The following is a 25,468-nucleotide window of genomic DNA, read 5'->3' on the forward strand; positions in this document are numbered from 1 at the left end:
TCATACTCCTTTTCCCGCCTGGATAAGCCAGGCATATTTGTTAATTTGTTCAAACGATACCTCAAATCCAGCTTCTACAAACATCTCTTTTATCTCTTCTAGATAAGGGTAGTATTCTTCCTGCAAATCCTGTGCTAAATTCAAGAATCCCGCCTGCTCGGCTTCCTTGATCAACGTGTTCTTATGATCTTTATCCTTAAACAGGGTATCAATAAAAATCACCTGGCCATCTTCTTCGAGACGCTGATGAAAGTCGACAATGGCTGCTTTCTTCTCTGAACTAGTCAGGTGATGAAAAGCAAACGAGCTGACAATGGAACGGATTGGTGACTGAAGCATAGGGTATTCAAGGAAATTCCCTTCGTATATTGCTGCTTCAGGACATTTCACTTTGGCAATTCTCCGCATTTCCGAAGAAGGCTCAACGCCCAGCACCACTTTGTTCTGATCGACCATTTTTCTTGTAAGGTTGGCCGTTCCTACTCCGAACTCCAATACGGGAGATAATGAGAGCTTGGCTAAGCGCTCCAGCATTTCCTCATAACCGTCGAAGACTTCTCTATATTCTGGATCTTTTCCTGCTACTGTATCATCATATGAACTCGCCCATTGGTTGAATAGGTCGACGAATTCCATTCCCATCGCTTCATCTCTCCCCATAATTTATAATCCCAATGCGTTTACTCGGAATTACATTATTAATGTATCATATTTCTGAAGATTCTACAACGGTATAGGTCTATGACCCATTTTTCAGCATCTGCTTATCCATCCACCGGTTTACTTCATTCACTGCCGTGCCAACCTTCCTGAAAAAATGGGGTGGCACGGTATGAAAAAAAGCGAAGGATGCCTTTCAGCATCCTTCGCTTTATTCTTTCTCTCTTTTGCCCGGGGATAGTGTATCGAGTGTACGACGTTCGAGTTTTTGTTTGGTTTGTTTTTCTATAATATTCAGCATCTGCTTATCCTTCGGCGAAGCGAAGGTGATGGCGAGGCCTTTGCCGCCCGCTCTTCCTGTACGGCCGATGCGGTGGATGTAGCTGTCAGCATCCTGGGGAATGTCGTAGTTGAAGACATGAGTGACTCCTTCTACATCCAATCCCCGGGCTGCTACATCGGTAGCCACTAAATATTGGATATCCGCTTCACGGAACCTTTTCATGACTTTCTGCCGTTTGGCCTGGGTAAGATCACCATGAAGTTCATCGCTGAGGAATCCTTTGGCAAGCAGCGCATCATTCAACTTCTTCGCCCGGCGTTTGGTCCGGCAGAAAATGACAGCAAGAAATGGCCGGTGCTCGAGCATAATTGTCATCAGGGCATCCTGTTTGGCTCTGTCTGTCGTTTGATACAGCAGCTGTTTAATGTGGCCGATCGTCTCTTTCTCGGGCTTTACGTGAATGGTTCTGGGCTCCCGGAGCATTTCCCGTCCGAGTTTCTTCACCGAGGACGGCAGGGTGGCAGAAAACAGCATGGACTGTCTATCCGGATTCGTTTGATCGAGGATGTCCACCACATCTGGATAAAACCCGGCTTCCAGCATTTGATCCGCTTCATCAATGACAAGGTACTCCACCTGGGTAAGATCGACGGTTTCCCGGCGCAGATGATCAAGCAGCCGGCCGGGAGTCGCTACAATTATATGAACCGTCCCTTCCAGCTTATGCAGCTGTTTGATCGTATCCTGCCCGCCATAAACCGGCAGAACATGGATCCCCTCCGGGGCAAGGCGCTTCGTCTCCTCCGTAATCTGCAGCGCCAATTCCCTTGTCGGTGATATGATCAGCGCCTGCACGTGAGGCTTGGAAGGATCAATCCTTTCTAATATCGGAACAGTAAAAGCAAACGTTTTTCCCGTGCCTGTCTGCGCCTGTCCCATGACATCCTGCCCGTCCATGATTACAGGGACCGCCTGCTCCTGAATAGGAGTGGGTACGGTAATTCCCTGTTTCTTCAATCGATCAATCATTTCCCGGGACATACCCAGTTGTTCAAAAGTTTTTTTCACTACTTATCCTTCTTCCTTCAATAAAATCTTCCTGTATACATACCTTCCCGTAGTATACCTGAAAAAACACCGTTCCACCTCCTTCTCTCAAGAAAAACTATAAAAATTCTGTGCTCCTTCGACAGGGCGGACTTTTGATTCAATCTTTCCACAGAAAGATTAAGCGCTCTTATTTGTGGAATGAGACATACAGAAAAGAAATTCCTACCAAGGAGGAAAAATAATGGCTCAGTTTGATACAGAAGTTTCTCAAGTCACGATGCCGAGAATCGGGGACCGTGCTCCTTATTTTGAAGCACCCACCAACCACGGAAATATCAGTTTGAAGGATTACAAAGGAAAATGGCTCGTGCTGTTTTCCCACCCTTCCGATTTTACGCCGGTCTGTACGACAGAGTTTGTCGGCTTTCAGGAGATTTATCCTGAACTGCATCAGCTTAACACCGAGCTGCTTGGCTTAAGCGTCGATTCTGTAAACTCCCACATCGCCTGGATCCGCAGCATCGAAGAAAATTTCAACACGTCCATCGAGTTCCCTGTCATTGCCGATCTGGATAAGGAAGTCTCAATGAAGTACGGCATGATTATGCCTGGGGAGAGTCAGGTAGAGACGAGCCGGGCTGTCTTTGTTATTGATGACCAGCAGAAGATCCGCTCGATCATCTATTATCCACTTACGACAGGACGGAATATGCAGGAAATTCTACGCCTTGTTAAAGCTCTGAAGACGACCGATGAACACGGCGTTTCTACGCCTGCGAACTGGCAGGAAGGAGACAAGGCCGTCGTTTCTCCACCAAAATCCCAGGAGGAAGCCGCCAAACGTTCTGAACAGGAGGATATTGATTATATCGATTGGTACATTTCCAAAAAAGACATTACGTAAGAAATAAGCTGCCCACGCCGGGCAGCTTTTTTTCTTGAGAGCGTCCTTGTTCATGCCGGACGGGGACAATCCATATACATAGAATAAAGATGTATCGGTAAGGGGGAATTGTGTTGGACGTACAAGTAAGAAAAGGGGATTCGCTCTGGTACTATGCCGGACTTTTCAATATTCCTCTCCCACTGCTCATGGATTCCAATCCCGGGCTCACGCCTGAAGCTCTTCAAATTGGTCAGACCATTAAAATCCCCGGCTGGCGTACTACTGCGTATACCATTGCGCAGGGGGACACGTTATGGAAGCTGGCCGGTGAAAATCGTCTCTCATTAGATGCGCTGTTTCTATTAAACCCGGACGCCGATCCCGACGCGCTTCCGCTCGGCGGATTCCTTCTCCTCCCGGAACGTGTATCGACCCGGATTGTTAACGGAAACCGCCCCTACACGTCTGCTGTATTATCAGAGGACCTTCGTGCCCTGTTTGACCTTTATCCGTTCATCCGGCGGTCCAGCATCGGACAGTCGGTCATGGGAAAAGAGCTTCAGGAACTGCGGATCGGCCGAGGGAACGAGTACGTACACTGGAATGGATCCTTTCATGCCAATGAGTGGATTACAACCGGAGTCATCATGCAGTTTCTGAATGATTATTTACTTGCACTCACCAACAAAGAATCGATCCGCGGCATGGATGTCCAGCCATTGTACAACCGGATTACCTTGTCGATTGTACCGATGGTGGACCCGGATGGCGTAGATCTTGTCCTGAACGGTCCGCCTGAAGGTGAGGTCGGAGAAGCCGCGCTTGCTATTAATGAAGGAAGCCGGGACTTTTCCGGATGGAAAGCGAATATCCGCGGTGTGGATCTCAATAATCAATTCCCTGCCAAATGGGAAGTCGAAGCAGAGCGTAAACCTGAAGAACCTGCGTTCAGGGATTTTCCCGGCTATGAACCTTTGAGTGAACCGGAAGCTGTGGCAATGGCGGAGCTTGCCAGGAAGAGAAAGTTTTCGAAGATGCTCGCTTTTCATACGCAGGGAGAGGTCATTTACTGGGGATATGAAGGGCTTGAACCTCCCCGGGCCATGACCATAGTAAAAGAATTCAGCCGGGTGAGCGGCTATGAACCGATTCGTTTCGTGAACAGTTATGCCGGCTACAAAGACTGGTTCATCCAGGATTTCCGCCAGCCGGGATTCACCGTGGAGCTCGGGCAGGGGGTCAACCCTCTTCCACTTGAACAGTTTGATGAAATTTATCAGGAATCCATCGGCATCTTCCTTGCCAGTCTTTATATGTAAAAATCCCGGCGGGGAACGTCCCCGCACGGGATTTACTCATCATCAAAATCGTTTCGATTCATATGTCCATTATGATCTTTAATGACCGCAACGGCCCGTTCATATTCTTCTTCCTTCACGGAGAAGTGGAGCACATGGGTCAAATGCCTTTTGTCAGATAAGGCTTCCTCACGATCGTGCTTTGGAGTGATGACCTCTGTGAAATTGAATGTCCCGCCGCCTGTATTGGCAGAGCCTGCTACAGGGACAACCGGGGTCAGGTCCGCATCTTCCGGAATGGCCTCCACCATTTCCTGTTGAACGGACAACGACTGCAGATCGGCTTTAGCGCTTTCGGCATCATTTTCTGTCTGGAAATAAGCTTGAACGGTTTTAGACATCGTTTTCTTCCTCTCTTAATATAGTTGGTATGGATATATTATCCTTAAGCAAACCCTTTCAAACCTCCATACAAAAAGAGCACCTGTCATCTCGACAAGCGGCCCTATGTCGTTGTGAATGGTCACGAGCCGTTTATCGGTGGATGCTTGCCGCGGGCACGGCTTCAGCTAACTTGGTCAAAAAGATCACTTGACCAAGTGGATCTTCAGCCCGTGCTGTTCCCGCAGGCGTCACCACCGAACACTCTTCGTAACCTGATCGAATGATGAACAGAAAACCCTCTATGCATCATGCATCATCACAGGAGAAAAAACTGGAGCCCTGAAGTCCATCAAAAAAGGCTGCCGAAAAAGTCTTCGACAGCTTTTTTCAATAGGATTCAAAATGTGCACAAGTACAACACTTTGAAAACAAAAATGTGCTCTACAGGCTGAGCACCTCTTATTCGTAGAGGTGCTCTTTTGCCGTTTTAATTTGAACATGAACCTGTTCAAAGCCGGTGCCGCCTTCACTGTTCCTTGCAGCGACCACGTGTTCCGGAGCGAGCTTGTCATAAATATCCGCTTCGAACAACTCGGAAAACTGCTGGTATTCCTCTATGGAAAGATCCAGAAGATAGCGTCCTTCCTGAATGGCGTACAACACGATCTTTCCGATCACTTCATGAGCCTGACGGAACGGCATGCCTTTGACAGCCAGATAATCGGCAATGTCAGTGGCATTGGAGTAATCCTCTTTCACTGCTTTTTTCATTTCCCCTGCCTTCACTTCCATTGAATCCAGCATAGGAGCAAGCAGCGCCAGTGCCCCTTCCAAAGTATCGACCGTGTCGAACATGCCCTCCTTATCCTCCTGCATATCTTTGTTATAGGCGAGCGGCAGCCCTTTCAAAAGGGTCAGCAGCCCCATCAGGTTTCCATAAATACGTCCCGTTTTTCCACGGAGAAGCTCGGGTACGTCCGGGTTTTTCTTCTGAGGCATAATGCTTGAACCGGTACAGAATTCATCATCAAGCTCAACAAAGTTGAATTCTTCGCTGCTCCATAAAATCAATTCTTCAGAAAGGCGGGAAATGTGCGTAATCATAATTGATGAAATCGACAGAAATTCGAGAATAAAGTCACGATCGCTCACCGCATCCAGAGAGTTTGGATATACCTTTTCAAACCCGAGGAGATCCGCACTCATCTGTCTGTCGATCGGGTAAGGCGTTCCGGCAAGCGCTGCAGCTCCAAGGGGAGACCAGTTGATCCGCTTCAAGCTGTCCTGCAGACGGTCTTTGTCACGTTCAAACATCCAGAAGTAGGCGAGCACATGGTGGGCAAACGAAATGGGCTGGGCCCGCTGCAGATGGGTATAGCCTGGAAGAATCGTTTCCACGTTTCCCTCGGCCTGCTTCAGCAGCGCTGTCTGGACATTTTCCACAAGCTCAATGATCGCCTCCGTTTTCTCACGGAGGTACAGGTGCATATCCGTGGCGACTTGATCATTCCGGCTTCTTCCGGTGTGGAGCTTGCCCCCGACAGGACCGATTTCTTCTATTAATAGCTTTTCGATGTTCATATGAATGTCTTCATCCGCTACGGAATATTCCACATCCTCGTTTTCGATTTTCCCCTGGATCGTGTGAAGCCCGCGGATGATCTGGTTTTTCTCTTCATTGGAAATGATGTCACAGTGGGCGAGCATCTCCACGTGAGCGAGGCTTCCTTTGATATCCTGGAGGGCCAGCTTTTGATCAAAGCCGATCGAAGAGGTATACTCTTCGACCAGCTGATTGGTTGGTTTTGTAAAGCGTCCGCCCCACAGTTTACTCATTGACCTTCACCGCTGCCTGATCGATCAGCTTCTTTTTATGCACATCCGCGTGGACTTTTGTCGGCAGTCCCCACAGCTTGATGAAACCGACGGCTGCGTTGTGATCAAAAGCATCTTCCTTGGAATACGTGGACAACTCTTCATTGTAAAGGCTGACCGGTGACTTCTTGCCGATGACAATCGCATGGCCTTTAAACAATTTCACTTTCACCGTTCCCGTGACCACCTGCTGGGTTGTTTCCACAAAGGCGGACAAGGCCGGCTGAAGCGGAGAATACCAGAGACCATCATAAATCATTTTGGACAGCTGCTGATCCACATTCGTTTTATACTGGGATACTTCACGGGTCAGGGTAAGGAATTCCAGTTCTTTATGGGCATTGATCAAAATCATGGCGGCCGGGTTTTCATACACTTCTCTTGATTTGATCCCGACTAAGCGGTTTTCGGTATGATCGATTCTTCCGACCCCATGCAGACCGCCGACATCATTCAGCTTTTCAATCAATGGCACAATGTCCATCGCTTCCCCGTTCAAAGCGACCGGCTTACCTTCTTTGAAATCGATATCAAGGATTTCCGGTGTATCCGGTGTTTTTTCAAGCGGATTGGTCCAAGCGTAAGCCGCTTCCGGTGCTTCCTGCCATGGATCCTCCAGGACGCCGGCTTCGCAGGCACGGCCCCAAATGTTGGCATCGATGGAAAACGGATTTTCCAGATTTACAGGAATCGGAATCCCTTTTTCCTCTGCGTAAACGATCTGCTCATCACGAGTCATTCCCCACTCTCTGACAGGAGCAATGACTTCAAGCTCCGGATTCAGCGCCTGGATGGAAACTTCAAAACGAACCTGGTCGTTCCCTTTTCCTGTACAACCGTGAGCGACTGCCACTGCTCCTTCCTGTTCTGCAACCTCTACGAGAAGTTTGGAAATAAGTGGACGGGACAAGGCAGAAGATAACGGATATTTACCTTCATACAAGGCGTTGGCTTTCAAGGCAGGCATCAAATATTCCTCAGCAAGGATTTCTTTGGCATTGACCATGATGGCCTTAATTGCTCCGACATCCAGCGCTTTCTGACGGATGGCCTCAAGGTCCTTCCCTTCTCCAACATCAAGCCCGAGTGCAATCACATCATAGCCGTACTTCTCCTGGATCCATTTCACAGAAATCGAAGTATCCAATCCACCAGAATATGCTAATACAACCTTTGGTTTTGTCATTATAACGTCCTCCTTCATATTTTTGTCCATTAAAAAACCCGTCTCCTACTAATCGTAAGAGACGGATTTTATCGTTCACATCCGCGGTGCCACTCTCATTGTCTATGAAACATAGACCAGCTCAATACTGATAACGGGGGATCCCGGTTCCGGCTACTCGCGTTCACCAAACTTCTCGGAAGTGCGTTTCCCTATGAATGGCCATCAGGCTTCCACCAACCCCGACTCGCTGTAAGACCAGCATCCATACGTACTTTCTTCGTCTTCGAATGTATTTTTATTATTTATTGTTTATAATTATACAAAATATACAGAGGAAGTCAACAAGCAAATCTGAAAAACTTTACTTTTATTCTTTGAAAACGGCCCGCCTTCTGGTGGACCGTTTTCAAATCGACATGGGGATTAAAATAGATAGACAGCCGCCATACCGATTACACCCGCCATGACTACATAGAGGAGCATCGGAATCATCGTCAAACGGATGATTGTTCCTTCTTCACCGACGAGGTTTACGACAGAGGCAGCGGCCACAACATTGAGGATGCACACCATGTTACCCGCATTGGAACCGAGCACTTGCAGAGCCGTTACCTGCTGCGGAGCGACCTGGATCTGATCCGCTACGCTGAATTGGAATAAAGAAAACATCATATTGCTGAATGTCGCACTGCCGGATATGAAAGAACCGAGCGCACCGATTACAGGAGCGGCCAGCGGCCACGCTTCTCCAACAGAAGCAGAAACAATCTCGGCAAGCTCCATCGGCATACTGGCAAGGCCTGCGTCGTTCACGCCGGAATTGATGAAGATCCGCACCATCGGAACCGCTGTGCCCAGGGCTACAGCACTCCCCACCATGGTATGCGCGGACGTTTTCAATGTTTCCAGTACTTCTTTCCTTCTCATCCTGTGATAAAAAATAGTGAACAAGACAGCAACGGCAAAAATCGTTCCAGGCAGATAGAAGGGCTGAAAAGAAGTTGTGATGCCTGTTCCTAAAATATCGTTCCATGTAACAGACACAGAGGTCAGCCAGCTTTTCAGAGGAAGAACATTCACCCGGGTCAGAACGAGCAGGACAGCAACAACGATATAAGGAACCCATGCTTTGTATAAAGGCATGGTGACAGCGTTGGCGCTGATTTCCTCCACCGCTTCATCTTCCTCCCTTTTTCCGAAATCCCAGGGTTCATCCGGAAGAAGGAACCCTTTTTTAGCTGCCGGAACGACGAGTGCCAAGCCGACAAGGCCGCCGATGATGGACGGAAATTCCGGTCCAAGCAGATGAACGACAAGTAAAGCGGGAAGCGTAAAGCTTACCCCGGCAAAAAGGGCAAATTTCCAGATTTCAAGACCTTCTCTTAAGGAGCGGTTTTCACCAAAGAGCTTCGTAAGAATCAATACGAGCACAAGGGGGATAAAGCTGCCGATAAACAAGTCCATCAGAACGGCAGATTGAGCGACCTCATATACAAATTGTGTTAATGTCTGACTCCCAAGGGCCTGCCGGACGGGTTCGGCCACCGCTTCCCCCTGTCTCAATCCCTGGTCCACTCCTACAATCAACGGTGTCCCCACAGCTCCAAAGGATACTGCACTGCTGTCCGCGATCAAAGCAAGAGAGACGGCAGCGAGCGCCGGAAATCCGAGTGTCAGGAGTAAAGGCGCAGCAATCGCGGCAGGCGTTCCAAATCCGGCCGCCCCTTCAATGAAGGACCCGAACAGCCAGGCGATGATAATCAGCTGAACCCTGCGGTCACTCGTAATCCCGGAAAAACCGGTACGAATCACTCCGAGTGCGCCACTGTTTTTCAAAGTATTCAAAAGAAGCACCGCGCCAAATACAATCCATAATATAGACACGGCAATCATGATGCCTTCAAGGGAGGCCGCAGCCGCCCTGATCAAAGGCACCTTCCAAATGAAGACGGCGGATAAAGCAACGACAAGGAGACTGACCGGCATGGCACGCACCGCCGGAAAACGGAATAAGACCAATAGAATAAAGACGGCAGCCACCGGCATCAGTGCCGTGATTAGTTGAAGAAATGTCATCCTACCCACACCCTTACCTCTTGATACTTTCATTATATCGGAAAAGGATGGAAAAGAGAGTGACCACTTTGTGAAACATTTCACAATATACTCATTAGGAATCTCAGAAATTTCTGTTTCCCTTCGTAGAGATGTGATACAATGGCAGATAGTTTCATAAAATCTGCTGAATAAGCAGGAGAGGTTCTAGCGACACCCTCTATAAAAAACTAAGGATGGAACTGTACCTTGCCTTAGGTGCGGTTTTTTTATGGTTTTGGGTGTGTAGAATTCTCTTTTTCATGATTGAAAGGAGAATTTTTTTATGGAAAAAAACAAGAAAGCCGTCGTCGTGTTCAGCGGCGGACAAGACAGCACGACCTGCCTTTTCTGGGCTTTAGAACAGTTTGATCACGTGGAAGTGGTCACTTTTGACTATAATCAGCGTCATAAACAGGAAATCGAAGTGGCAGAGGAGATCGCCGGAGACCTGGGTGTCCGTCAGCACGTCCTCGACATGTCGCTGTTGAATCAGCTTGCCCCAAACGCGCTGACCCGGGACGATATCGACGTTAAAGACGGAGAAGACGGAGAGCTTCCTTCCACATTCGTCCCAGGAAGAAACCTTCTATTCCTATCTTTCGCTACGATTCTCGCTCGTCAGATTGGTGCCAAGCACATTATTACTGGTGTATGCGAAACGGACTTCAGCGGGTATCCCGACTGCCGCGATGTGTTCGTTAAATCACTGAACGTTTCCCTGAACCTGTCGATGGACGATGAATTCGTCATCCATACCCCGCTCATGTGGCTGGATAAAGCGCAGACGTGGAAAATGGCCGATGACCTGAACGCCTTTTCCTACGTACGCGAAAAAACCCTCACCTGCTATAACGGTGTACGCGGAGACGGTTGTGGAGAATGTCCCGCCTGCGACCTGCGCAGACAGGGTTTGGAAAACTATTTATCTGAGCGGAAGGAGGCGTAACGATGTACGGATTTACGATCGTGGAAAACCTGCAGAAAATCGATGAAGATATTAAGCGGCATGAGTTGAAATACCACCAGAAACGGGTGATGGTGAGCAAGGAATTCACCTTTGACGCCGCCCACCACCTCCACTGTTATGAAGGCAAGTGCAAAAACCTGCATGGACATACGTACAAAGTTATCTTCGGCATCAGTGGCTATACCGATGAGATCGGCCTTGTGATCGACTTCGGTGATATCAAGAAAATCTGGAAGGACGAAATTGAAGTCCACCTCGATCACAGGTACTTGAACGATACGCTTCCGCAGATGAATACAACGGCAGAGAACATGGTCGTCTGGATTTATGAACAAATGCAGGAGTCGCTTCGTTCCTACCCCAATGATTACCGCGTTGAATTTGTAAAGCTGTATGAAACACCGACAAGCTACGCGGAAGCCCGACGGGAGTGGATGAACGATGCATAAGTTCCCTGTACTCGAAATATTCGGACCGACCATACAAGGCGAAGGAATGGTCGTCGGCCGGAAAACGATGTTCGTCCGGACAGCCGGCTGTGATTACAGCTGCGCCTGGTGCGACTCCGCCTTCACGTGGGATGGCAGTGCCAAAGAGGATATCGAACGCCTGACAGCCGATAACATCATCGACAGACTGGTAGAAGAAGGCGGCGACCGATTCGATCACGTCACCATCTCCGGTGGAAACCCCGCCCTTTTGAAAAACCTGCATGAGCTTATTCAGCCGCTGCATGAACGCGGCATTGAAGTGGCCCTAGAAACGCAGGGAAGCCGGTGGCAGGACTGGTTTGTGGACATTGATGATTTAACGATTTCACCAAAACCGCCGAGCTCGCTGATGACGACAAACTGGGACGTGCTCGATGACATCATCCAGAGGCTTCATGAGCAGGGGCGCTCCTCGCATGTCAGTCTGAAGGTCGTTATTTTTAACGATGAGGATCTGACGTATGCGGAAACCGTGCATCAGCGTTACCCGGACGTTCCTTTCTTTTTACAAGTCGGCAATGATGACCTTGTAGAAGAGAAACCAGGCAGCCTTGCCTCTCACCTGCTTGACCAGTATGAATGGCTGATTGACAAGGTGACGGCCTCGAAAAACTTGAATCATGTACGCGTGCTGCCACAGGTGCACGCCCTCGTCTGGGGAAACAAACGTGGTGTATAAAACAAGCGTCCGCTAACGAAGAAGGCCACTGAAAAACTGAGGATTTGTGAAAGGTATGGATGATTGACGATCTAACATGGAATCCCTCACTTTCATGTATTCTTTTCATCGTATAAGAAAAAAGAGTGATTTTCTTTGATTTATAAATTAAAGAAAATCACTCTTTTTAGGTGGGACACCGTTGATTCCACGATGAGCGTTCGATGGTGACGCCTGCGGAAACAGCGCGAGCCGAAGATCCACTTGGTCCAATGATCTTCTTGACCAAGTCAGCTGAGGCCGTGCCCGCGGCAAACATCCATCGACAAGCGATTCGTGAGAAGCAATAACCACCTTTACCCCCTTCTCTTGATAGGAAGGAGTTTTTCAGTAGTCTCCTGACGAAGCGGTAGCTTTTTTCGTGTTCCCAGGTCAATCAGATCGATATATCGGTCGTTTCTTGAATAGATCGATCCATATTGGTGAGATATCAACATTTTTCCGGATATATCAGCCAAATCTGCATGATATCGATTAACCGGCCTCTTTCACCCGTACCGCCCGCTTTTCGAAAAATTTCCCGGCAAACGAAGCGAGCACCTGCTGAAACAGCATTCCGACGATGACTGGCACAGCGGCCGCTGCGGGAAAATAGGTAATCGCGATAACGGCTCCTCCACTTATGTTGCGCATACCGCTGTTGAACGTGAGCGATAGGATACTCTCGTTCTCAAGCTTCGCAAGCTTTGCTGACCAGAAGCCGAGCGTGTAAGCCAGGACAGCCAGAAGGAACACCGTCAGCGCTGTCGCTGCCAGCTTCCCGTTCATTTCCTTCAAGTAAGGAGCGACCGCTGAACTGTTGATCATCACGACAGAAGCAATGCCAAGTTTGGTTGTGGGAGCCAGGTTCCTCTCCAAACGCTCCGTCCATTCCCTTTTTCCCCACTGGTTCACACACATCCCGGCTATGGACGGGATCACAATCATCCAGAGCAGCCCCATCATAATCGACAGCGCATCCATTTCCACCGCATTTCCGACGAGGAGCTTCATAACGACCGGAACGATAAACGGAGCAAGCATCGTGTCCACCAGAATAATCGACAGCGTCAGCACGACGTTTCCTTTATAGATCGATACCCAGATCAGCGACGTTATCCCGGTTGGAATGACAAAGGATAAAACAAGCCCGATGGTTGTGTTCACATCCCCGCTGAAAAATAACGCTCCTGTTCCAAGGGCGATGACCGGCATGAGTATATGTAAAACGAGAAGACAGATGATTAACCCGAACGGATGACGCAGCACGTTTTTCAAATCAGTAAAATTGGAACCAAGGCTGCCGGCAAAGGTCATAACAGCAAAGATCCATGGTACAAGAAAAACAAGCGGTTCAAGCCACCTGGCGAAGATCACACCCAAAACGACAGCTGCAGGTGTGAGGTAGGGCATCAGCTTCTGCAGCAGCCGGTTCAACCTTTGAATCATCCCGCTCTCCTCCCCTTATCTATCTATATATGAATCCCATTCTACGCCTCCCACTAAAAAAAGGAAACCCAGAGAATGAGACCCGGGTTTCCTCTCTATTACGCTGTGCGCGATTCTTCCTTCAGCGCTTGGCGTTTCTGTTTTTCGTCACGCTTCGTTAGGATGGAAACGACGAGGGCGATCACAAACAACCCGGCAAAGTAGATCAAGCTGTTCTCATAACTGCCTGTCGTATCTTTCATCCATGCTGCAAACACAGGACCGGCAAGTCCCGCAGCTGCCCATGCGGTCAAAATGTACCCGTGAATGGCACCAAGCTCCTTCGTTCCGAACAAGTCGCCGATAAAGGCCGGCATCGCTGCAAATCCTCCACCGTAGCAAGTGTAAATGACCGAAAACGCCACGACGAACACCCATGTAATGGATGTATAAGGCACAATCAGGAAAAGACCAATCTGCAGAACGAAAAATGCTAAATACGTATTTCCACGGCCGATATAGTCGGACGCACTCGCCCAGCCAATCCGGCCGAGACCGTTAAAGATCCCCATCACGCCCACAAGTGTCGCCGCTGTCCCAGCTGCTACACCGACACTTTCCTCAAGCAGCGGCTTGGCGGCGGAGATGACGGCGATCCCGCACGTCACATTGATGAAGAGCATTACCCATAAGTAATAAAAACGCTTCGTCTTGACCGCTTCCTTCGCCCGCATATTAGCGAGGTCCTGTTTATCCGAAGACTCCTGTTCCTTCGGGTCGTAGCCCTCCGGAACCCAGTCCTCCGGCGGTCGGGACAGATACAGGGAAGAACCAATCATAACGACAAAGTAGGAGATTCCGAGAATGTAGAAAGTTGCGGCAATACCTGTCTGATTGATAAAAAAGTTCATCAGCGGACTAGCAATGGCAGCGGCGAAGCCAAAGCCCATAATCGCCATGCCGGTCGCCAGTCCACGACGGTCCGGGAACCATTTAACAAGCGTGGATACCGGTGCGATATAGCCCACTCCAAGACCGATCCCACCAAGAACCCCATAAAAAAAGTACAGCAGCCAGAGCGATCCGGCCTGTACCGCAATCCCTGATCCCGCGACACCGATTCCGAAGAAAATCGCTGCCGTTATACCGGCCACCCGCGGACCGTATTTTTCTACAAACCAGCCAAGAAAAGCAGCAGATAAACCTAAAAATAAAATTGCGACACTGAACGTAAACTGCACCTGGCTGGCCGACCAGCCGAATTCCTCACTCAACGGCCCTGTAAAGTTACTCCACGCATACACCGATCCGATGGAAATATGGATGCCGACGGCACATAAAGCGATGAGCCATCTGTTTTTCACTTTCCTTTTCCCCATGCTGTCACCCCAATTTGTTAGATTAAAGGTCTTTTTCCTAAATTCTACATTTTCAAACAAAAAAACCCCTCTTACTTTGAGTAAGAAGGGTTTTAATCGTACCTTATAAGTGGAGCATAGCGGGCTCGAACCGCTGACCTCTACACTGCCAGTGTAGCGCTCTCCCAGCTGAGCTAATGCCCCGTATTTATTGAAGACAAGTATGATAATAGCATGTCCGTATTTCTTTATCAATACTTTTTGACAAAAAAATTCAAAAAAGACCTTCTGATTAAGATCAGAAGGTCTTTCCGTTCGCATATGGCCTATAGTTGGTTTGAGGAGCGTTCGGTGGTGACGCCTGCGGGAACAGCGCGAGCCGAAGATCCACTTGGGCAGGTGATCTCCCTGCCCAAGTTAGCTGAGGCCGTGCCCGCGGCAGGCATCCACCGATAAGCGGAACGTGACCACGTGACCTACGAAAAGCTGTACTTTTTTCTACAGCAAGAAGACCTTCTGATTACAATCAGAAGGTCTTCTTGAATTAGGATGCACGCACGTCTGCGGCAGCCTCTCCTTTATTAGACGTTACAAGGGTAACAATAATGAGGACGAGAACGGCTACAGGGACCGCGATGACGACACTATTGACGTCAAACGGCTTCTGCAGGACGATCTCCCATACAAGCGTTGTGACAACACCAGCAACCATGGAAGATACACCACCTGCTGCGTTTACGCGTTTCCAGAAGAAAACGGCGAGAACGGCCGGCGTCAATCCGGCACCGTAGACGGTATAAGCGTACATCTGCACACTCAGCACGGTTGGGAAATAGCTGATAATGATAAAAGCAAACAATCCAAGGGCTACGATAAAGATCCGCGTCATCGTGAGCAGCTTCTTATCGGAAGCGTCTTTATTCACATACTTGCCGTACAAGTCGTAGGTTAAGTTGGTCGCTGCCGACAAAAGATACGAATTTCCGGTCGTAATGATAAAGGACGCGGCAGCTGCCAGAAGAACGCCACCGATGGCCATAGGCATAGCTACGGTTGTAGCCATAAGGGCCATTCCGGGATCAATGTCCGGGAATAAGGAACGGGAGGCAAAGGCTATGATAGAAATAGATGGTGAAATGATCAGCATCGCAATCAACCAGCCGATTTGAGCTCGTTTGGCTGACTTGTCCCCTTTGGATGAGGCAAGCCGCTGGTACATGTTCTGGTCACCAAGCAGAAGGAACAAGGAAGGCAGCAGATAACCGATCATCTGTACGGTTGTCAGTCCGCCTGTAGAGGTCATATGACTTTCCGGCACATTGGCGACGATCTCACTCCATCCGCCTGCGACCATGATAATCGTAGGAACTGTGACGATTAAACCACCTACCATCAAAAAGCCGCTGATGGCGTCTGTCTGGGAAACCGAACGAAGTCCGCCGATCATCGCAAGGAAAATGATCATTCCTGCACCGATGATTGTTCCTGCCTGAACGGTCATCCCTGTTGTCAAATTCAAGATAAAGCCGAAGCCTTTCATCTGATAGGATACAATCCCTACATAGGCCAGGATGATAATAACACTCGCAAGGTTTCGGGACGTTCGTCCATATTTCGCTTCCAAAATTCCTGAGACGGTAAATTTCCCGTAGGCCCGGATTTTAGGAGCGACGACATAAAGAATAATAATTCCGACCAACGTTGGGAGCATCATCATCAAGGAAGGCAGAATACCGTAAGAGAACGCCATCGACGTCTCCCCACCGGAAATACTTCCACTTCCTGTCCACGTAGCAAGGAGGGTCCCCATAAGCACAAAAGGTCCGAGACTTTTACCGGCAAGGACAAAGTCCTCACTTCCGGATACTTTCTTCGACATGACTACACCGATGCCGATCATTACAATCCCGTAGATAGCAATAAACCATAGTAAAGTTGGATCTTGTTGCAATTCCATACTGACTAAATCATCTCCTGATGTTTTTTTACTGCTGGATTTCCTAGAGCACATGAATATCTATCCACCGGCCGGTGACTGCCCGTCTAACACAACACTTTATAACCTAACACAGTTTCAGCATTTGTGAAAACGCATTACACCTTGGGAAAAAAGCGTTAGTTCCAGGCGTTTTGGGGCTTGTTTCATCTTTCACAATCTTCGATAAGCAGGTTAAGGGCACCATCTCAAAAAGTTGTCTTTTTGTTATGAAAGTTCAGTTAAAAAAGGAAAAGAGCGACAGAATTTTGTAGTAAAATTAGTTCTATAGTCCTAAAAAAAGAAGACCGGTATGAATGGGCATACCGGTCTTCTTCTTTATTATAATAAAGCTTTCATCCGTTGTTCGATGACATTTTTAAGAAGCTGCATACCATCATTTGTACCGATGGATTCCGGGTGGAACTGCACGCCTTCCACCGGATATTCCAGATGGCGGATCCCCATGATTTCTCCTTCAACGGTGGTGGAGCTGATTTCGAAACAATCAGGAAGGGAATCCAGTTCGACAATCAGGGAGTGATAACGCATCGCTTCTATTGGATTATTCAAGCCCTCATAAATACCGCGGCCATCATGAAAGACGCGGGAGGACTTGCCGTGCATCAGGCGTTCCGCCCGGATGACGTTGCCACCAAATACCTGGGCAATCGACTGATGGCCCAGGCAGACGCCGAAAATCGGTGTCTTCGTTTTAAAATGATCGATGACTTCAAGCGTGACCCCCGTCTCATCCGGAGAGCACGGTCCGGGTGACAGGAATATCAGCTCCGGATCCAGCTGTTCAATTTCTTCAACTGATGCTTCGTCGTTTCTGCGGACGACGACCTCTTTACCTAGCTCGCCCAGGTACTGAACGAGGTTATACGTGAATGAATCATAGTGGTCAATCATATAAATCACTCTGCTCATCTCCTCTCTGCTCGATCTATCTCAATCTCTGACGAGTTCCTGAATGCCTTTCGTAAAGCTGTCCAGGGCTTCTTCCTTCTGCCCTTTTTCTATAACTTCAAGCTCCGCTTCGATAAGCCGGATGATCTTACTGCCGATAATGACACCGTCGGCATGTTCACGAACAAGCTTCACATCCTCATTCGTAGAAATTCCAAATCCGACTGCCACAGGGACCTGGCTGTGCTCCTTCACTTTTTTAATGAAGGTTAACGCTTCTGCGGACATTCCGCTGCTTCCGCCGGTCACACCAAGGGAGGATACACAATACAGGAACCCGCGGGCATGTTCTGCGATCTGCTGGATACGTGTATCTGAATTCGGCGCGACGAGGGAGATGAATTCGACATCCTTCTCAACAGCCATGCTCCGCACTTCTTCACTCTCTTCAAAAGGAAGGTCTGGAATCAAAACGCCTTCCACGCCGTTTTCTTCAAGCAGGTTGAAGAAGTCCTGATGGCCGATCTGCAGCACAGGGTTGTAGTACGTGAAGATCACAACAGGAATCTCCACTCCGTGCCTGCGGAGTTCCGGAACAAGCTGGATCGCTTTTCTCAGAGACATGCCGGCGTTCAACGCCCGTTTGGCCGCGCGCTGGATCGTCGGTCCATCAGCAAGCGGGTCGGAGTAGGGAACACCGAGTTCCAGAACATCCGCTCCCTGCTCCTGCAGCCTCAGCGCAAATTCAATCGTATATTCCGGAGAAGGATCTCCTGCTACGACGAACGGGATGAACAGGTTCTCGGTTTTGTTAAGCTTCCCTTGAAACGATGTTTTCGTCAGCATGTTAAACCTCCTCCTGGAAATGTTCCATCAGTGTTGCCATATCCTTATCCCCGCGTCCGGACAGGTTGATGAGAATCGTCTCATCCGCTTCCATGTTTCCGGCTTCCTTGAAAGCCTGAGCAAGAGCGTGGGCACTTTCAATGGCCGGGATAATGCCTTCTGTCTGCGTAAGAAGCTTCAGCGCGTCCAGGGCCTCCTGATCCGTCACAGCTTCATAGCGGACCTGCTTTGTCTGGAAAAGATGGGCATGTTCAGGGCCGATGCCCGGATAATCAAGGCCTGCCGAGATGGAATACGGCTCGGTAATCTGTCCGTTATCATCCTGCATCAAGTATGTCAGCGATCCGTGAATGACACCTGGCGTTCCTTTAGAAAGCGTGGCGGCATGTTCCGGTGTATCAATGCCTTTTCCTGCTGCCTCCACCCCAACAAGGGCACTGTCGTCCTGTAGGAATGGGTAGAACATGCCCATTGCATTACTTCCGCCGCCGACACAGGCATATATGCGGTCCGGAAGAGTTTCTTCAACCGCAAGGAACTGACGTCTTGATTCGTCTCCGATGATGCGTTGGAAATCGCGGACCATCCGAGGGTACGGGTGCGGTCCGACGACAGAACCGATCAGGTAGAAGTGATCTTCACAATTCGCGACCCAGTAGCGGATCGCTTCGTTCGTTGCATCCTTCAGTGTTCCGTTCCCACTGGAAACAGATACGACTTCAGCACCGAGCAGCTTCATACGGAAAACGTTCAGCTCCTGCCTGCGGATATCCTCCTCACCCATAAATACGATACATTCCAGACCGAATTTGGCAGCGACCGTGGCAGAAGCGACACCGTGCTGACCGGCTCCGGTTTCAGCGATGATCTTTTCCTTGCCCATCCGCTTAGCCAGAAGTGCCTGTCCAATCGCATTGTTCAGTTTGTGGGCGCCGGTATGGTTCAAATCCTCACGCTTCAAATAGATTTTCGCTCCGCCGAGGTGCTCGGAGATTTTATCGGCATACGTCAAAGAAGTCGGACGCCCCGCGTATTCTTTGAGCACATGATGGTATTCATTTTGGAATTCAGGATCCGCCATAGCTTCATCCAGAGCTTCTTCAAGCTCCTGAAGCGGGCCCATCAACGTTTCCGGTACGTATTTGCCCCCGAAGTCACCGAATCGGCCTTTAATATCAGGAAATGCTTGCAACATTTGCTTCCACCTCTTTCATAATCGCTTGTATTTTACCAATGTCTTTTTTATTTTCTCGTTCAATCCCGCTGGAAATATCGATACCCTCCGGCTGGCAACTCAACAGTTCACCAACGTTTTCAGGCTTGATTCCACCAGCGATCAGGCAGGGCACTCCTTGATCAAAAGCGGCATCCCTGTAGGCAGGGACCGCTTCCCAGTCAAACCGGACCCCTGTACCTCCGGATGCCCCCTCGACTTTGCTGTCCACGATAAAACCGTCCGCGACGCCTTTAAATACGTCCATCTGGTCGAGACCACCATCCTGATGATGAACAACCTTCCAGACCGGAAGACCAAAAGCTTCTTTGATCTGCAGCAGCTGGGAAACGGTCTCGTTCCCGTGCAGCTGAATGACATCCAGCGGCACGAAATGGAGAATTTCCTCCAGTTCATCTATTGTAGGGTCAATGAACACCCCGACAAGCTTCTGTCGCGGACGGATTTTCTTAATCCAGCGACCTACACGCTCAGGGCGCACATAGCGCTTCGTCCGCTTCACAAAAATGAAGCCGAGATGAGAGGCTTTGGAGGAGGCCGTTTTCGCTGTGTCAGAAAGCGACTGGTTGCCGCACAATTTCACTATAGGCTCCCTCACTGGACCTCCACTCCTTCAAGCAGGGTACGTACGGCTTTTTTGATATCATCCTGCCTCATCAGCGATTCTCCAACAAGAACCCCCTTCGCCCCATACCTGGCGGCTTGTTGAACATCTTCATTTGTGAAAATGCCGCTTTCCGAAACGAGCAGCGATTCCTCCGGTGCAAGAGCCGCCATCCGTTCGGTCTGCTTCAAGGATGTCTCGAACGTATGCAGGTTGCGGTTGTTGATGCCCAGGATTTTCGGTGTGAACTGGTTCAGCACTTTTTCAAGGGTCTCTTCACTGTGCACTTCCACAAGCACTTCCATTCCCAGCTCATAGGCCTGGTTGTAAAGCTCGTGAAGCTTCTCCGCTTCCAGCGCCTCACCGATCAGAAGAATCGCATCGGCACCGATATACGCACTTTCAACGACCTGGGCGGAATCGATGATAAAATCTTTTCTCATGACAGGAATGTCCACGACCTGCTTGATCTGTGTCAAATAATCGCGATGCCCCTGGAAAAAGTGCTGATCGGTCAAAACAGATATGGCATGGGCGCCTGCTTCGGCGTAATCATGCGCAATGCGGACAGGGTTGAAGTCTTCACGGATGATACCCTTGGAAGGGGAAGCCTTCTTCACTTCGGCGATCAGTCCGGATGGATCTGCCCCGTTCAACGCTTCATATAAGGAATGCCTCGGGAAGGACTGTTCCTCAGGCAGGTACATTTTTTCAATTTCCTGATGTTTCACAGCTAAGATGGTTTCAAGCATACTGGCGATTCTCCCTTTCTGACGCGATAGATTCATAGTACTCTTTGGTCCTGCCGGATTGAATGGCCTCGCGGACCTGCATGACACCGTCTTCCAGCGTTTCTGCTCTACCAGCCACATACAGCCCGGCTGCTGCATTCAAGGTAACGATCGATGCCGCTGTTTCCCCTGCCCGGTTATAAAGGACGGCTTTAATGATGGCGGCACTTTCCTCAGTTTCTGTTATTTGAATGTCTTCAATGTTTCCTCTGGCCATCCCGAAGTCTTCCGGTTTGACTGTAAAGCGGCGGATGTTCCCGTCCTTCATTTCCACAAGATCGGTTTCCCCGGTAATCGTAATTTCGTCCAGACCGTCACGGCCGGTGGCGAGCAGGACGTGTTCGGAACCCAGCTTATAAAGGGTTTCAGCCATTTTCTCGGCATAAGCTGTGTCATAAATCCCGATCAGCTGACGTCTTGCATTGGCCGGATTGGACATCGGTCCAAGCAGATTGAACACCGTACGGAACCCAAGCTCCTGACGTGCTGGACCGGCATGCTTCATAGCCTGATGATAAAGAGGAGCAAACATGAAGGTCATTCCCTTTTCCTCCAAGGCTTTCGCTCCCTGCTCCGGTGTCGTATCAATTGGAACACCGAGAGATTCCAGAACATCGGCGCTTCCACTTTTCGAGGAAACTTTCCGATTGCCATGCTTGGCGACCTTCACGCCCATACTGGCTAGAACGAGTGATACCGCCGTCGAAATATTGAAAGTGGATGCACCATCGCCGCCGGTCCCGCACGTATCTACGAGGGAAGCATCGTCCACATCCATCCTTGTCATGTTCTCACGCATGGCGCGGACGAACCCGGTCATCTCCTCGACGGTTTCCCCGCGGTAGCTCATGACACTCAGCATACTCATCAACTGTCCGGTTGTGGCTCCTCCATTCATGATCGTGTTCATCGTTTCAAAGGCTTCCTGCTCGCTCATGGACTCTCCGGCTACAACCCGGCTCAACGTTTGTTTCATCTCGTCTCCACTCCTTCTCGGCTCGAAAATACCTGCTCTGCTAACTCGATCGTTCTCTTCAAGGCGCTGGCTTTGTTCAGTGTTTCCTGATATTCAGCCTCAGGATCGGAATCGGCAACCACACCGGCTCCGGCCTGAATATATAAATTTTTATTCGTTAAAGTCATTGTACGGATGGTAATGCAGGAATCGATATTCCCATCAAACCCAAGGTAAAGGATGCCGCCGCCGTAAAGATTACGCGGTGTAGGCTCCAGTTCACGAAGGATCTGCATGGCCCTGACCTTCGGTGCTCCGGATAACGTTCCGGCCGGGAAGGAGGAAATAAGGGCATCGATCGGTGAAACCCCTTCCTTCAACTGCCCCGTCACCTTACTGATGATATGCATCACCTTCGAGAAACGCCCGATCGTCATATACTCACGAACGTCCACACTTCCGAATTCAGCGACACGGCCGATATCGTTTCTGGCAAGATCGACGAGCATTCTGTGCTCGGCCAGTTCTTTTTCATCTGCAAGGAGTTCCTCTGCCAGCTGGTCATCTTCCTCCTGAGTCTGCCCGCGCTTCCTTGTTCCGGCAATGGGATGGATTTCAAGCTGCCCGTTCTGTACTTCAAGCAGCCGCTCCGGCGAACTTCCGATCACTTCGACATCCTCCATATTCAAGTAGAACATATAAGGAGATGGGTTCACTTTCCGCAGCACCCGGTAAAGCTCGAAGCCTGTACGGTCTGTAATGGTGTGGAAGCGCTGGGATAAAACAGCCTGGAAAACATCCCCGGCCCGGATGTACTCTTTAATCGTTTCCACATCCTGCCTGAATTTTTCCGGCTCATAGTTGCTGGAAAGGACGAGTTCCTGCTCTTCTCCCGATTCCTCCCCAAGCATCAAATCTTCCAAATCGCTGCCTTTTCTCAAACGGCTTGTAATCTCTTTGATGCGTGCCTTCGTCGTATCATAAACTTCACGGGAAGTCTCTGGCTCGTCGACTCTTCCGAAGGAAAGAATCGTCGTTTCTTTCGTTTTATGATGGTAGGCGATCAAGGTCTGGCAGAACAGCAGGTGGTAGCGGGCAAGATTCAGGTCATCCTGTTCCGCCGGTTCCACCGGTTCGAAATCTGAGATGGCATCGTAGCTGATGTAACCGACCCCGCCTCCTTTAAATGGAAGATCGATTTCCGGCTGCTTCACCTCCAGATCGCGCACCACTTTTTCATAAGCGGCCTTGAAGGTCTCTTCGTATGCTGTTGTCTGCAGACGGTAATCTTCAATAAGAAACCGGCCGCTTTTCTCTTTCACCTGGACCATGGGATCGAGTCCAATGAATGAAAAATTCGACCACGGGGATTCCGGGTCCTGGCTTTCAAGCATAAAGACAGCTTCATCTTTCAATGCATGAAACATATGAATGGGTGTAATCGTATCTGTAAAAAAGGATTGACTGATGGGAATGGTGCGGTACGCTTCCGCATCGGTTTGAAATGTTTCGTAAGTGGTCATTCGCTCACCTCTCCATAAAGGGTTTATGGAGAACGAGACGTTGAGGAATGAAAAAATGAGTGGATGAAATAAAGGGGTTCGGCCAGGCAACCAACCAGCTCCGTACGTCCAGCGGTTCCTCGCTCTTACTCGGCTCTGCTCTGCTCATCCTATTCCTCAACTCAACTCATTCTCTTCTCAACTAACTTTGTATTCATTTATAAAATACTTTCTCACAGTCTATAAAATTCAGATAATAAAGTCAACCGGAGAATTTCCAGCAACTCTATTTCCACCTTAACAAACCGCTGCGGTTCTTCAAAGCTATCTGTTTATAATATAAGAAACGCTGAACGGCTCCAGGAAAAGCACACCACAAAAAAACCGGGATTTCTTTTGAACGCATCCACAGCCAGTGACGTCTTATATACAGGCGGGAAGAGAGGAATGATTATGGAAGCCAACGATTTGACACGTGCCAGGAATGGAGACGAAGAAAGTCTTGCCCGGCTCCTGAAAGAACACTACTCCTTTGTGATGAAATATGTATGGAAAATGTGCGGCGATGAACAGCTGGCCTATGACGTCACCCAGGACACGCTCATGAAAGCCATCCAGAAGATTGACCAGTACCGGGGAACGTCCAAATTCTCCACGTGGCTGATCCGCATCGCTACCCATACGTATATCGATACACGACGAAAACAACAGAGAAACGAAAAACTGGAGCAGCAGGAAAAGGAACGACTAAAACTGCAGACCCCGCAGCAGCTTCCAGAAGAATGGTTGGACGTTCAGGAGGCTCTCTGGAACCTTGATGAAAAATACCGGATCCCCGTCCTCTTGAAACATTACTATGGGTGTGAATACAAGGAAATCGCTGACATGACGAAATCCAGAACCGGAACGGTGAAATCACGGGTGCATTATGGTATGGAGAAGCTGCGAAAGGAGTTGAATGAACATGGATGACAAGAAGAACCTTTCTCTTGAGGAAAAGCTGAAGCAGGGGTTCCAGCAGATGGATCAGCAGCTGGACACGGACGAACCCCCCCTCCTGTATTTCGAAACGCTTGTGAGAGAGGAAAGGAAAGCATGGCATGAGAGGCTGTGGAAGGAATTGATGCTGTTATGGACGGCCGCTCTTATGATGATCACTGGGCTCGCACTCAGTTTTTATTTCGTACCGGCCCTGTTCATCATCATTCAAGGAACAGCCGCTGCCGTGCTGCTTGGGTATGTTTGGAAGGAGAAAAGAGAAATGGTGATGATCGATAAATGAAGCATTATGGACCTGAAGAAATCCCTGTCTGGGGGTGGGGAATCATTGCCGCCATCCTGATCACCCAGAGCACCCTGTTGTTCATCCAGGCAAAAAAACGCGGACGGACCCCCTGGCTGTGGGGCCTTGTCGGACTGATTCAATTCCCTTTCCCAACCATCGTATTCATCATCCTGTGCAAAACAATCTGGAAGGATCCAACAGAATGAAGATGATCCTCATTGCGGCAGGTACAGCCGCACAACTGGCAGCTTACGCTCTTATCCTGTTTGTGTCCATCTGGACGGGAATCGCTCTTCTACTCATCTCTTATGCAGCTTTCACACTCGTAATCATAAAGCTGTGGAAGGAAGCCAAGGAAGAAAAAAAGGAGGAACACTGGAATGATTATCGTGACTACTGAATTTGTTCCTGGATATGACGTTCAGGAAGTGAAAGGATTTGTGCGTGGCAGTACAGTCCAGTCGAAAAACGTGGGAAAAGATATTCTGGCGGGATTAAAGAATCTTGTCGGGGGAGAAATTAAAGATTATACAAGTATGATGGACAGCGCCCGTCAGCAGGCCATCGGACGATTGATTCAACATGCAGAGGAGAAAGGGGCTGATGCTGTCATTGCCGTCCGCCTGGAAACGTCCTCTATTACGAGTGCCGCTTCTGAAATCATCGCCTACGGAACAGCGGTCACCCTTGCAGAAAGGAGTCCACAATGACAGCGGGGGTTC

At 49.3% G+C, this 25,468-nt stretch carries 26 protein-coding genes, 1 tRNA gene, 1 riboswitch and 1 other annotated feature; of the genes, 10 read left to right on the forward strand and 17 right to left on the reverse strand.

Going from position 1 to position 25,468, the window contains the following annotated elements; genetic code table 11:
• Both ACXADP_RS16290 and ACXADP_RS16295 read right to left on the reverse strand, forming a co-directional pair.
• A complete protein-coding gene (locus ACXADP_RS16290) occupies nucleotides 1–660 on the reverse strand; it encodes a class I SAM-dependent DNA methyltransferase (protein ID WP_474971928.1) in 660 nt (219 codons plus the stop codon).
• A 211-nt stretch (nucleotides 661–871) separates the two neighbouring features.
• Nucleotides 872–2,011 (reverse strand): DEAD/DEAH box helicase, encoded by a 1,140-nt coding sequence (locus ACXADP_RS16295; protein ID WP_474971929.1) that lies wholly within the window; start codon nucleotides 2,009–2,011, stop codon nucleotides 872–874.
• A gap of 223 nt (nucleotides 2,012–2,234) precedes the next feature.
• Between ACXADP_RS16295 and ACXADP_RS16300 the strand changes: the two genes are divergently transcribed.
• Nucleotides 2,235–2,897 carry a peroxiredoxin gene (locus ACXADP_RS16300; RefSeq protein WP_474971930.1) on the forward strand — a complete coding sequence of 221 codons (663 nt, stop codon included), beginning with the start codon at nucleotides 2,235–2,237 and terminating at the stop codon, nucleotides 2,895–2,897.
• Nucleotides 2,898–3,010: 113 nt separating this feature from the next.
• The gene (locus tag ACXADP_RS16305; protein WP_474971931.1) at nucleotides 3,011–4,198 is read left to right on the forward strand and encodes a M14 family metallopeptidase; all 1,188 of its coding nucleotides are present in this window, start codon (nucleotides 3,011–3,013) and stop codon (nucleotides 4,196–4,198) included.
• A 32-nt stretch (nucleotides 4,199–4,230) separates the two neighbouring features.
• On the opposite strand, the gene ACXADP_RS16310 is transcribed toward ACXADP_RS16305, so the two are convergent.
• The 4 genes from ACXADP_RS16310 to ACXADP_RS16325 all read right to left on the reverse strand — a co-directional run bounded on the left by ACXADP_RS16310 (nucleotide 4,231) and on the right by ACXADP_RS16325 (nucleotide 9,680).
• On the reverse strand, nucleotides 4,231–4,578 hold the full coding sequence (locus ACXADP_RS16310) for a hypothetical protein (protein WP_474971932.1): 348 nt from the start codon (nucleotides 4,576–4,578) through the stop codon (nucleotides 4,231–4,233).
• 442 nt (nucleotides 4,579–5,020) lie between these two features.
• A complete protein-coding gene (gene argH / locus ACXADP_RS16315) occupies nucleotides 5,021–6,397 on the reverse strand; it encodes an argininosuccinate lyase (RefSeq protein ID WP_474971933.1) in 1,377 nt (458 codons plus the stop codon).
• Nucleotides 6,390–7,622, reverse strand: a complete 1,233-nt coding sequence (locus ACXADP_RS16320) for an argininosuccinate synthase (protein ID WP_474971934.1) — start codon at nucleotides 7,620–7,622, stop codon at nucleotides 6,390–6,392. Before ACXADP_RS16320 ends, argH begins: the two co-directional genes overlap by 8 nt.
• A 54-nt stretch (nucleotides 7,623–7,676) precedes the next feature.
• Nucleotides 7,677–7,897, reverse strand: a binding site (T-box leader).
• Between the two features lie 130 nt (nucleotides 7,898–8,027).
• Nucleotides 8,028–9,680, reverse strand: a complete 1,653-nt coding sequence (locus ACXADP_RS16325; RefSeq protein WP_474972322.1) for an L-lactate permease — start codon at nucleotides 9,678–9,680, stop codon at nucleotides 8,028–8,030.
• A gap of 174 nt (nucleotides 9,681–9,854) precedes the next feature.
• Nucleotides 9,855–9,899: riboswitch (PreQ1 riboswitch) on the forward strand.
• 85 nt (nucleotides 9,900–9,984) lie between these two features.
• On the opposite strand from ACXADP_RS16325, the gene queC reads away from it, so the two are divergent.
• From queC to queE, 3 genes are read left to right on the forward strand one after another with little or no spacing between them, the layout of a single operon-like run.
• The gene (gene queC, locus ACXADP_RS16330) at nucleotides 9,985–10,647 is read left to right on the forward strand and encodes a 7-cyano-7-deazaguanine synthase QueC (RefSeq protein WP_474967650.1); all 663 of its coding nucleotides are present in this window, start codon (nucleotides 9,985–9,987) and stop codon (nucleotides 10,645–10,647) included.
• 2 nt (nucleotides 10,648–10,649) lie between these two features.
• The gene (queD, locus tag ACXADP_RS16335) at nucleotides 10,650–11,117 is read left to right on the forward strand and encodes a 6-carboxytetrahydropterin synthase QueD (protein ID WP_474967649.1); all 468 of its coding nucleotides are present in this window, start codon (nucleotides 10,650–10,652) and stop codon (nucleotides 11,115–11,117) included.
• Complete coding sequence (gene queE, locus ACXADP_RS16340) at nucleotides 11,110–11,838, forward strand: 7-carboxy-7-deazaguanine synthase QueE (RefSeq protein ID WP_474971935.1); 729 nt, start codon at nucleotides 11,110–11,112, stop codon at nucleotides 11,836–11,838. Before queD ends, queE begins: the two co-directional genes overlap by 8 nt.
• A 513-nt stretch (nucleotides 11,839–12,351) precedes the next feature.
• On the opposite strand, the gene ACXADP_RS16345 is transcribed toward queE, so the two are convergent.
• The 11 genes from ACXADP_RS16345 to trpE all read right to left on the reverse strand — a co-directional run bounded on the left by ACXADP_RS16345 (nucleotide 12,352) and on the right by trpE (nucleotide 23,482).
• Nucleotides 12,352–13,305, reverse strand: a complete 954-nt coding sequence (locus ACXADP_RS16345; RefSeq protein WP_474971936.1) for a bile acid:sodium symporter family protein — start codon at nucleotides 13,303–13,305, stop codon at nucleotides 12,352–12,354.
• A 98-nt stretch (nucleotides 13,306–13,403) separates the two neighbouring features.
• The gene (locus ACXADP_RS16350) at nucleotides 13,404–14,648 is read right to left on the reverse strand and encodes an L-lactate MFS transporter (RefSeq protein ID WP_474967646.1); all 1,245 of its coding nucleotides are present in this window, start codon (nucleotides 14,646–14,648) and stop codon (nucleotides 13,404–13,406) included.
• A gap of 125 nt (nucleotides 14,649–14,773) precedes the next feature.
• Nucleotides 14,774–14,846, reverse strand: a tRNA-Ala gene (locus ACXADP_RS16355).
• Nucleotides 14,847–15,186: 340 nt separating this feature from the next.
• Complete coding sequence (locus ACXADP_RS16360) at nucleotides 15,187–16,599, reverse strand: sodium:solute symporter family protein (RefSeq protein ID WP_474971937.1); 1,413 nt, start codon at nucleotides 16,597–16,599, stop codon at nucleotides 15,187–15,189.
• Nucleotides 16,600–16,959: 360 nt separating this feature from the next.
• Nucleotides 16,960–17,541: an anthranilate synthase component II gene (locus tag ACXADP_RS16365; protein WP_474971938.1), complete on the reverse strand. Its 582-nt coding sequence runs from the start codon at nucleotides 17,539–17,541 to the stop codon at nucleotides 16,960–16,962.
• A 30-nt stretch (nucleotides 17,542–17,571) separates the two neighbouring features.
• Nucleotides 17,572–18,375: a tryptophan synthase subunit alpha gene (gene trpA / locus ACXADP_RS16370; protein ID WP_474967643.1), complete on the reverse strand. Its 804-nt coding sequence runs from the start codon at nucleotides 18,373–18,375 to the stop codon at nucleotides 17,572–17,574.
• A gap of 1 nt (nucleotide 18,376) precedes the next feature.
• Nucleotides 18,377–19,570, reverse strand: a complete 1,194-nt coding sequence (trpB, locus tag ACXADP_RS16375) for a tryptophan synthase subunit beta (protein WP_474971939.1) — start codon at nucleotides 19,568–19,570, stop codon at nucleotides 18,377–18,379.
• A complete protein-coding gene (locus ACXADP_RS16380; protein WP_474971940.1) occupies nucleotides 19,551–20,207 on the reverse strand; it encodes a phosphoribosylanthranilate isomerase in 657 nt (218 codons plus the stop codon). Before ACXADP_RS16380 ends, trpB begins: the two co-directional genes overlap by 20 nt.
• Nucleotides 20,204–20,965 (reverse strand): indole-3-glycerol phosphate synthase TrpC, encoded by a 762-nt coding sequence (gene trpC / locus ACXADP_RS16385; protein WP_474971941.1) that lies wholly within the window; start codon nucleotides 20,963–20,965, stop codon nucleotides 20,204–20,206. The genes ACXADP_RS16380 and trpC overlap by 4 nt, the downstream gene beginning before the upstream one ends.
• Nucleotides 20,958–21,980 (reverse strand): anthranilate phosphoribosyltransferase, encoded by a 1,023-nt coding sequence (trpD, locus tag ACXADP_RS16390; RefSeq protein ID WP_474967639.1) that lies wholly within the window; start codon nucleotides 21,978–21,980, stop codon nucleotides 20,958–20,960. Before trpD ends, trpC begins: the two co-directional genes overlap by 8 nt.
• The gene (gene trpE, locus ACXADP_RS16395; RefSeq protein ID WP_474971942.1) at nucleotides 21,977–23,482 is read right to left on the reverse strand and encodes an anthranilate synthase component I; all 1,506 of its coding nucleotides are present in this window, start codon (nucleotides 23,480–23,482) and stop codon (nucleotides 21,977–21,979) included. Before trpE ends, trpD begins: the two co-directional genes overlap by 4 nt.
• A gap of 432 nt (nucleotides 23,483–23,914) precedes the next feature.
• Between trpE and sigY the strand changes: the two genes are divergently transcribed.
• Genes sigY through ACXADP_RS16420 form a run of 5 tightly spaced genes read left to right on the forward strand, consistent with a single transcriptional unit; the run spans nucleotide 23,915 to nucleotide 25,456 of the window.
• A complete protein-coding gene (gene sigY / locus ACXADP_RS16400; protein WP_474971943.1) occupies nucleotides 23,915–24,433 on the forward strand; it encodes an RNA polymerase sigma factor SigY in 519 nt (172 codons plus the stop codon).
• A complete protein-coding gene (locus ACXADP_RS16405) occupies nucleotides 24,426–24,743 on the forward strand; it encodes a YxlC family protein (protein ID WP_474967636.1) in 318 nt (105 codons plus the stop codon). The genes sigY and ACXADP_RS16405 overlap by 8 nt, the downstream gene beginning before the upstream one ends.
• Nucleotides 24,740–24,952 carry a sigma-Y antisigma factor component gene (locus ACXADP_RS16410; protein ID WP_474967635.1) on the forward strand — a complete coding sequence of 71 codons (213 nt, stop codon included), beginning with the start codon at nucleotides 24,740–24,742 and terminating at the stop codon, nucleotides 24,950–24,952. Before ACXADP_RS16405 ends, ACXADP_RS16410 begins: the two co-directional genes overlap by 4 nt.
• Nucleotides 24,949–25,146 (forward strand): hypothetical protein, encoded by a 198-nt coding sequence (locus ACXADP_RS16415; RefSeq protein WP_474967634.1) that lies wholly within the window; start codon nucleotides 24,949–24,951, stop codon nucleotides 25,144–25,146. The genes ACXADP_RS16410 and ACXADP_RS16415 overlap by 4 nt, the downstream gene beginning before the upstream one ends.
• Nucleotides 25,127–25,456, forward strand: a complete 330-nt coding sequence (locus ACXADP_RS16420) for a YbjQ family protein (protein WP_474967633.1) — start codon at nucleotides 25,127–25,129, stop codon at nucleotides 25,454–25,456. The genes ACXADP_RS16415 and ACXADP_RS16420 overlap by 20 nt, the downstream gene beginning before the upstream one ends.
• Nucleotides 25,457–25,468: the final 12 nt, after the last annotated feature.

The sequence above is a fragment of the Halobacillus sp. AWH4_228 genome (genome assembly GCF_056158365.1).

Excerpts from the sequence above, each read along its gene's own strand:
- queC (WP_474967650.1), top strand. The coding sequence starts at position 9,985 with ATGGAAAAAAACAAGAAAGCCGTCGTCGTGTTCAGCGGCGGACAAGAC.
- ACXADP_RS16415 (WP_474967634.1), top strand. The coding sequence starts at position 24,949 with ATGAAGATGATCCTCATTGCGGCAGGTACAGCCGCACAACTGGCAGCT.
- ACXADP_RS16290 (WP_474971928.1), bottom strand. The coding sequence starts at position 660 with ATGGGGAGAGATGAAGCGATGGGAATGGAATTCGTCGACCTATTCAAC.
- ACXADP_RS16410 (WP_474967635.1), top strand. The coding sequence starts at position 24,740 with ATGAAGCATTATGGACCTGAAGAAATCCCTGTCTGGGGGTGGGGAATC.
- ACXADP_RS16360 (WP_474971937.1), bottom strand. The coding sequence starts at position 16,599 with ATGGAATTGCAACAAGATCCAACTTTACTATGGTTTATTGCTATCTAC.
- argH (WP_474971933.1), bottom strand. The coding sequence starts at position 6,397 with ATGAGTAAACTGTGGGGCGGACGCTTTACAAAACCAACCAATCAGCTG.
- ACXADP_RS16345 (WP_474971936.1), bottom strand. The coding sequence starts at position 13,305 with ATGATTCAAAGGTTGAACCGGCTGCTGCAGAAGCTGATGCCCTACCTC.
- sigY (WP_474971943.1), top strand. The coding sequence starts at position 23,915 with ATGGAAGCCAACGATTTGACACGTGCCAGGAATGGAGACGAAGAAAGT.
- trpC (WP_474971941.1), bottom strand. The coding sequence starts at position 20,965 with ATGCTTGAAACCATCTTAGCTGTGAAACATCAGGAAATTGAAAAAATG.
- trpD (WP_474967639.1), bottom strand. The coding sequence starts at position 21,980 with ATGAAACAAACGTTGAGCCGGGTTGTAGCCGGAGAGTCCATGAGCGAG.
- ACXADP_RS16310 (WP_474971932.1), bottom strand. The coding sequence starts at position 4,578 with ATGTCTAAAACCGTTCAAGCTTATTTCCAGACAGAAAATGATGCCGAA.
- queD (WP_474967649.1), top strand. The coding sequence starts at position 10,650 with ATGTACGGATTTACGATCGTGGAAAACCTGCAGAAAATCGATGAAGAT.
- ACXADP_RS16300 (WP_474971930.1), top strand. The coding sequence starts at position 2,235 with ATGGCTCAGTTTGATACAGAAGTTTCTCAAGTCACGATGCCGAGAATC.
- trpE (WP_474971942.1), bottom strand. The coding sequence starts at position 23,482 with ATGACCACTTACGAAACATTTCAAACCGATGCGGAAGCGTACCGCACC.
- ACXADP_RS16420 (WP_474967633.1), top strand. The coding sequence starts at position 25,127 with ATGATTATCGTGACTACTGAATTTGTTCCTGGATATGACGTTCAGGAA.
- ACXADP_RS16320 (WP_474971934.1), bottom strand. The coding sequence starts at position 7,622 with ATGACAAAACCAAAGGTTGTATTAGCATATTCTGGTGGATTGGATACT.
- ACXADP_RS16325 (WP_474972322.1), bottom strand. The coding sequence starts at position 9,680 with ATGACATTTCTTCAACTAATCACGGCACTGATGCCGGTGGCTGCCGTC.
- trpA (WP_474967643.1), bottom strand. The coding sequence starts at position 18,375 with ATGCTGACGAAAACATCGTTTCAAGGGAAGCTTAACAAAACCGAGAAC.
- trpB (WP_474971939.1), bottom strand. The coding sequence starts at position 19,570 with ATGTTGCAAGCATTTCCTGATATTAAAGGCCGATTCGGTGACTTCGGG.
- ACXADP_RS16405 (WP_474967636.1), top strand. The coding sequence starts at position 24,426 with ATGGATGACAAGAAGAACCTTTCTCTTGAGGAAAAGCTGAAGCAGGGG.
- queE (WP_474971935.1), top strand. The coding sequence starts at position 11,110 with ATGCATAAGTTCCCTGTACTCGAAATATTCGGACCGACCATACAAGGC.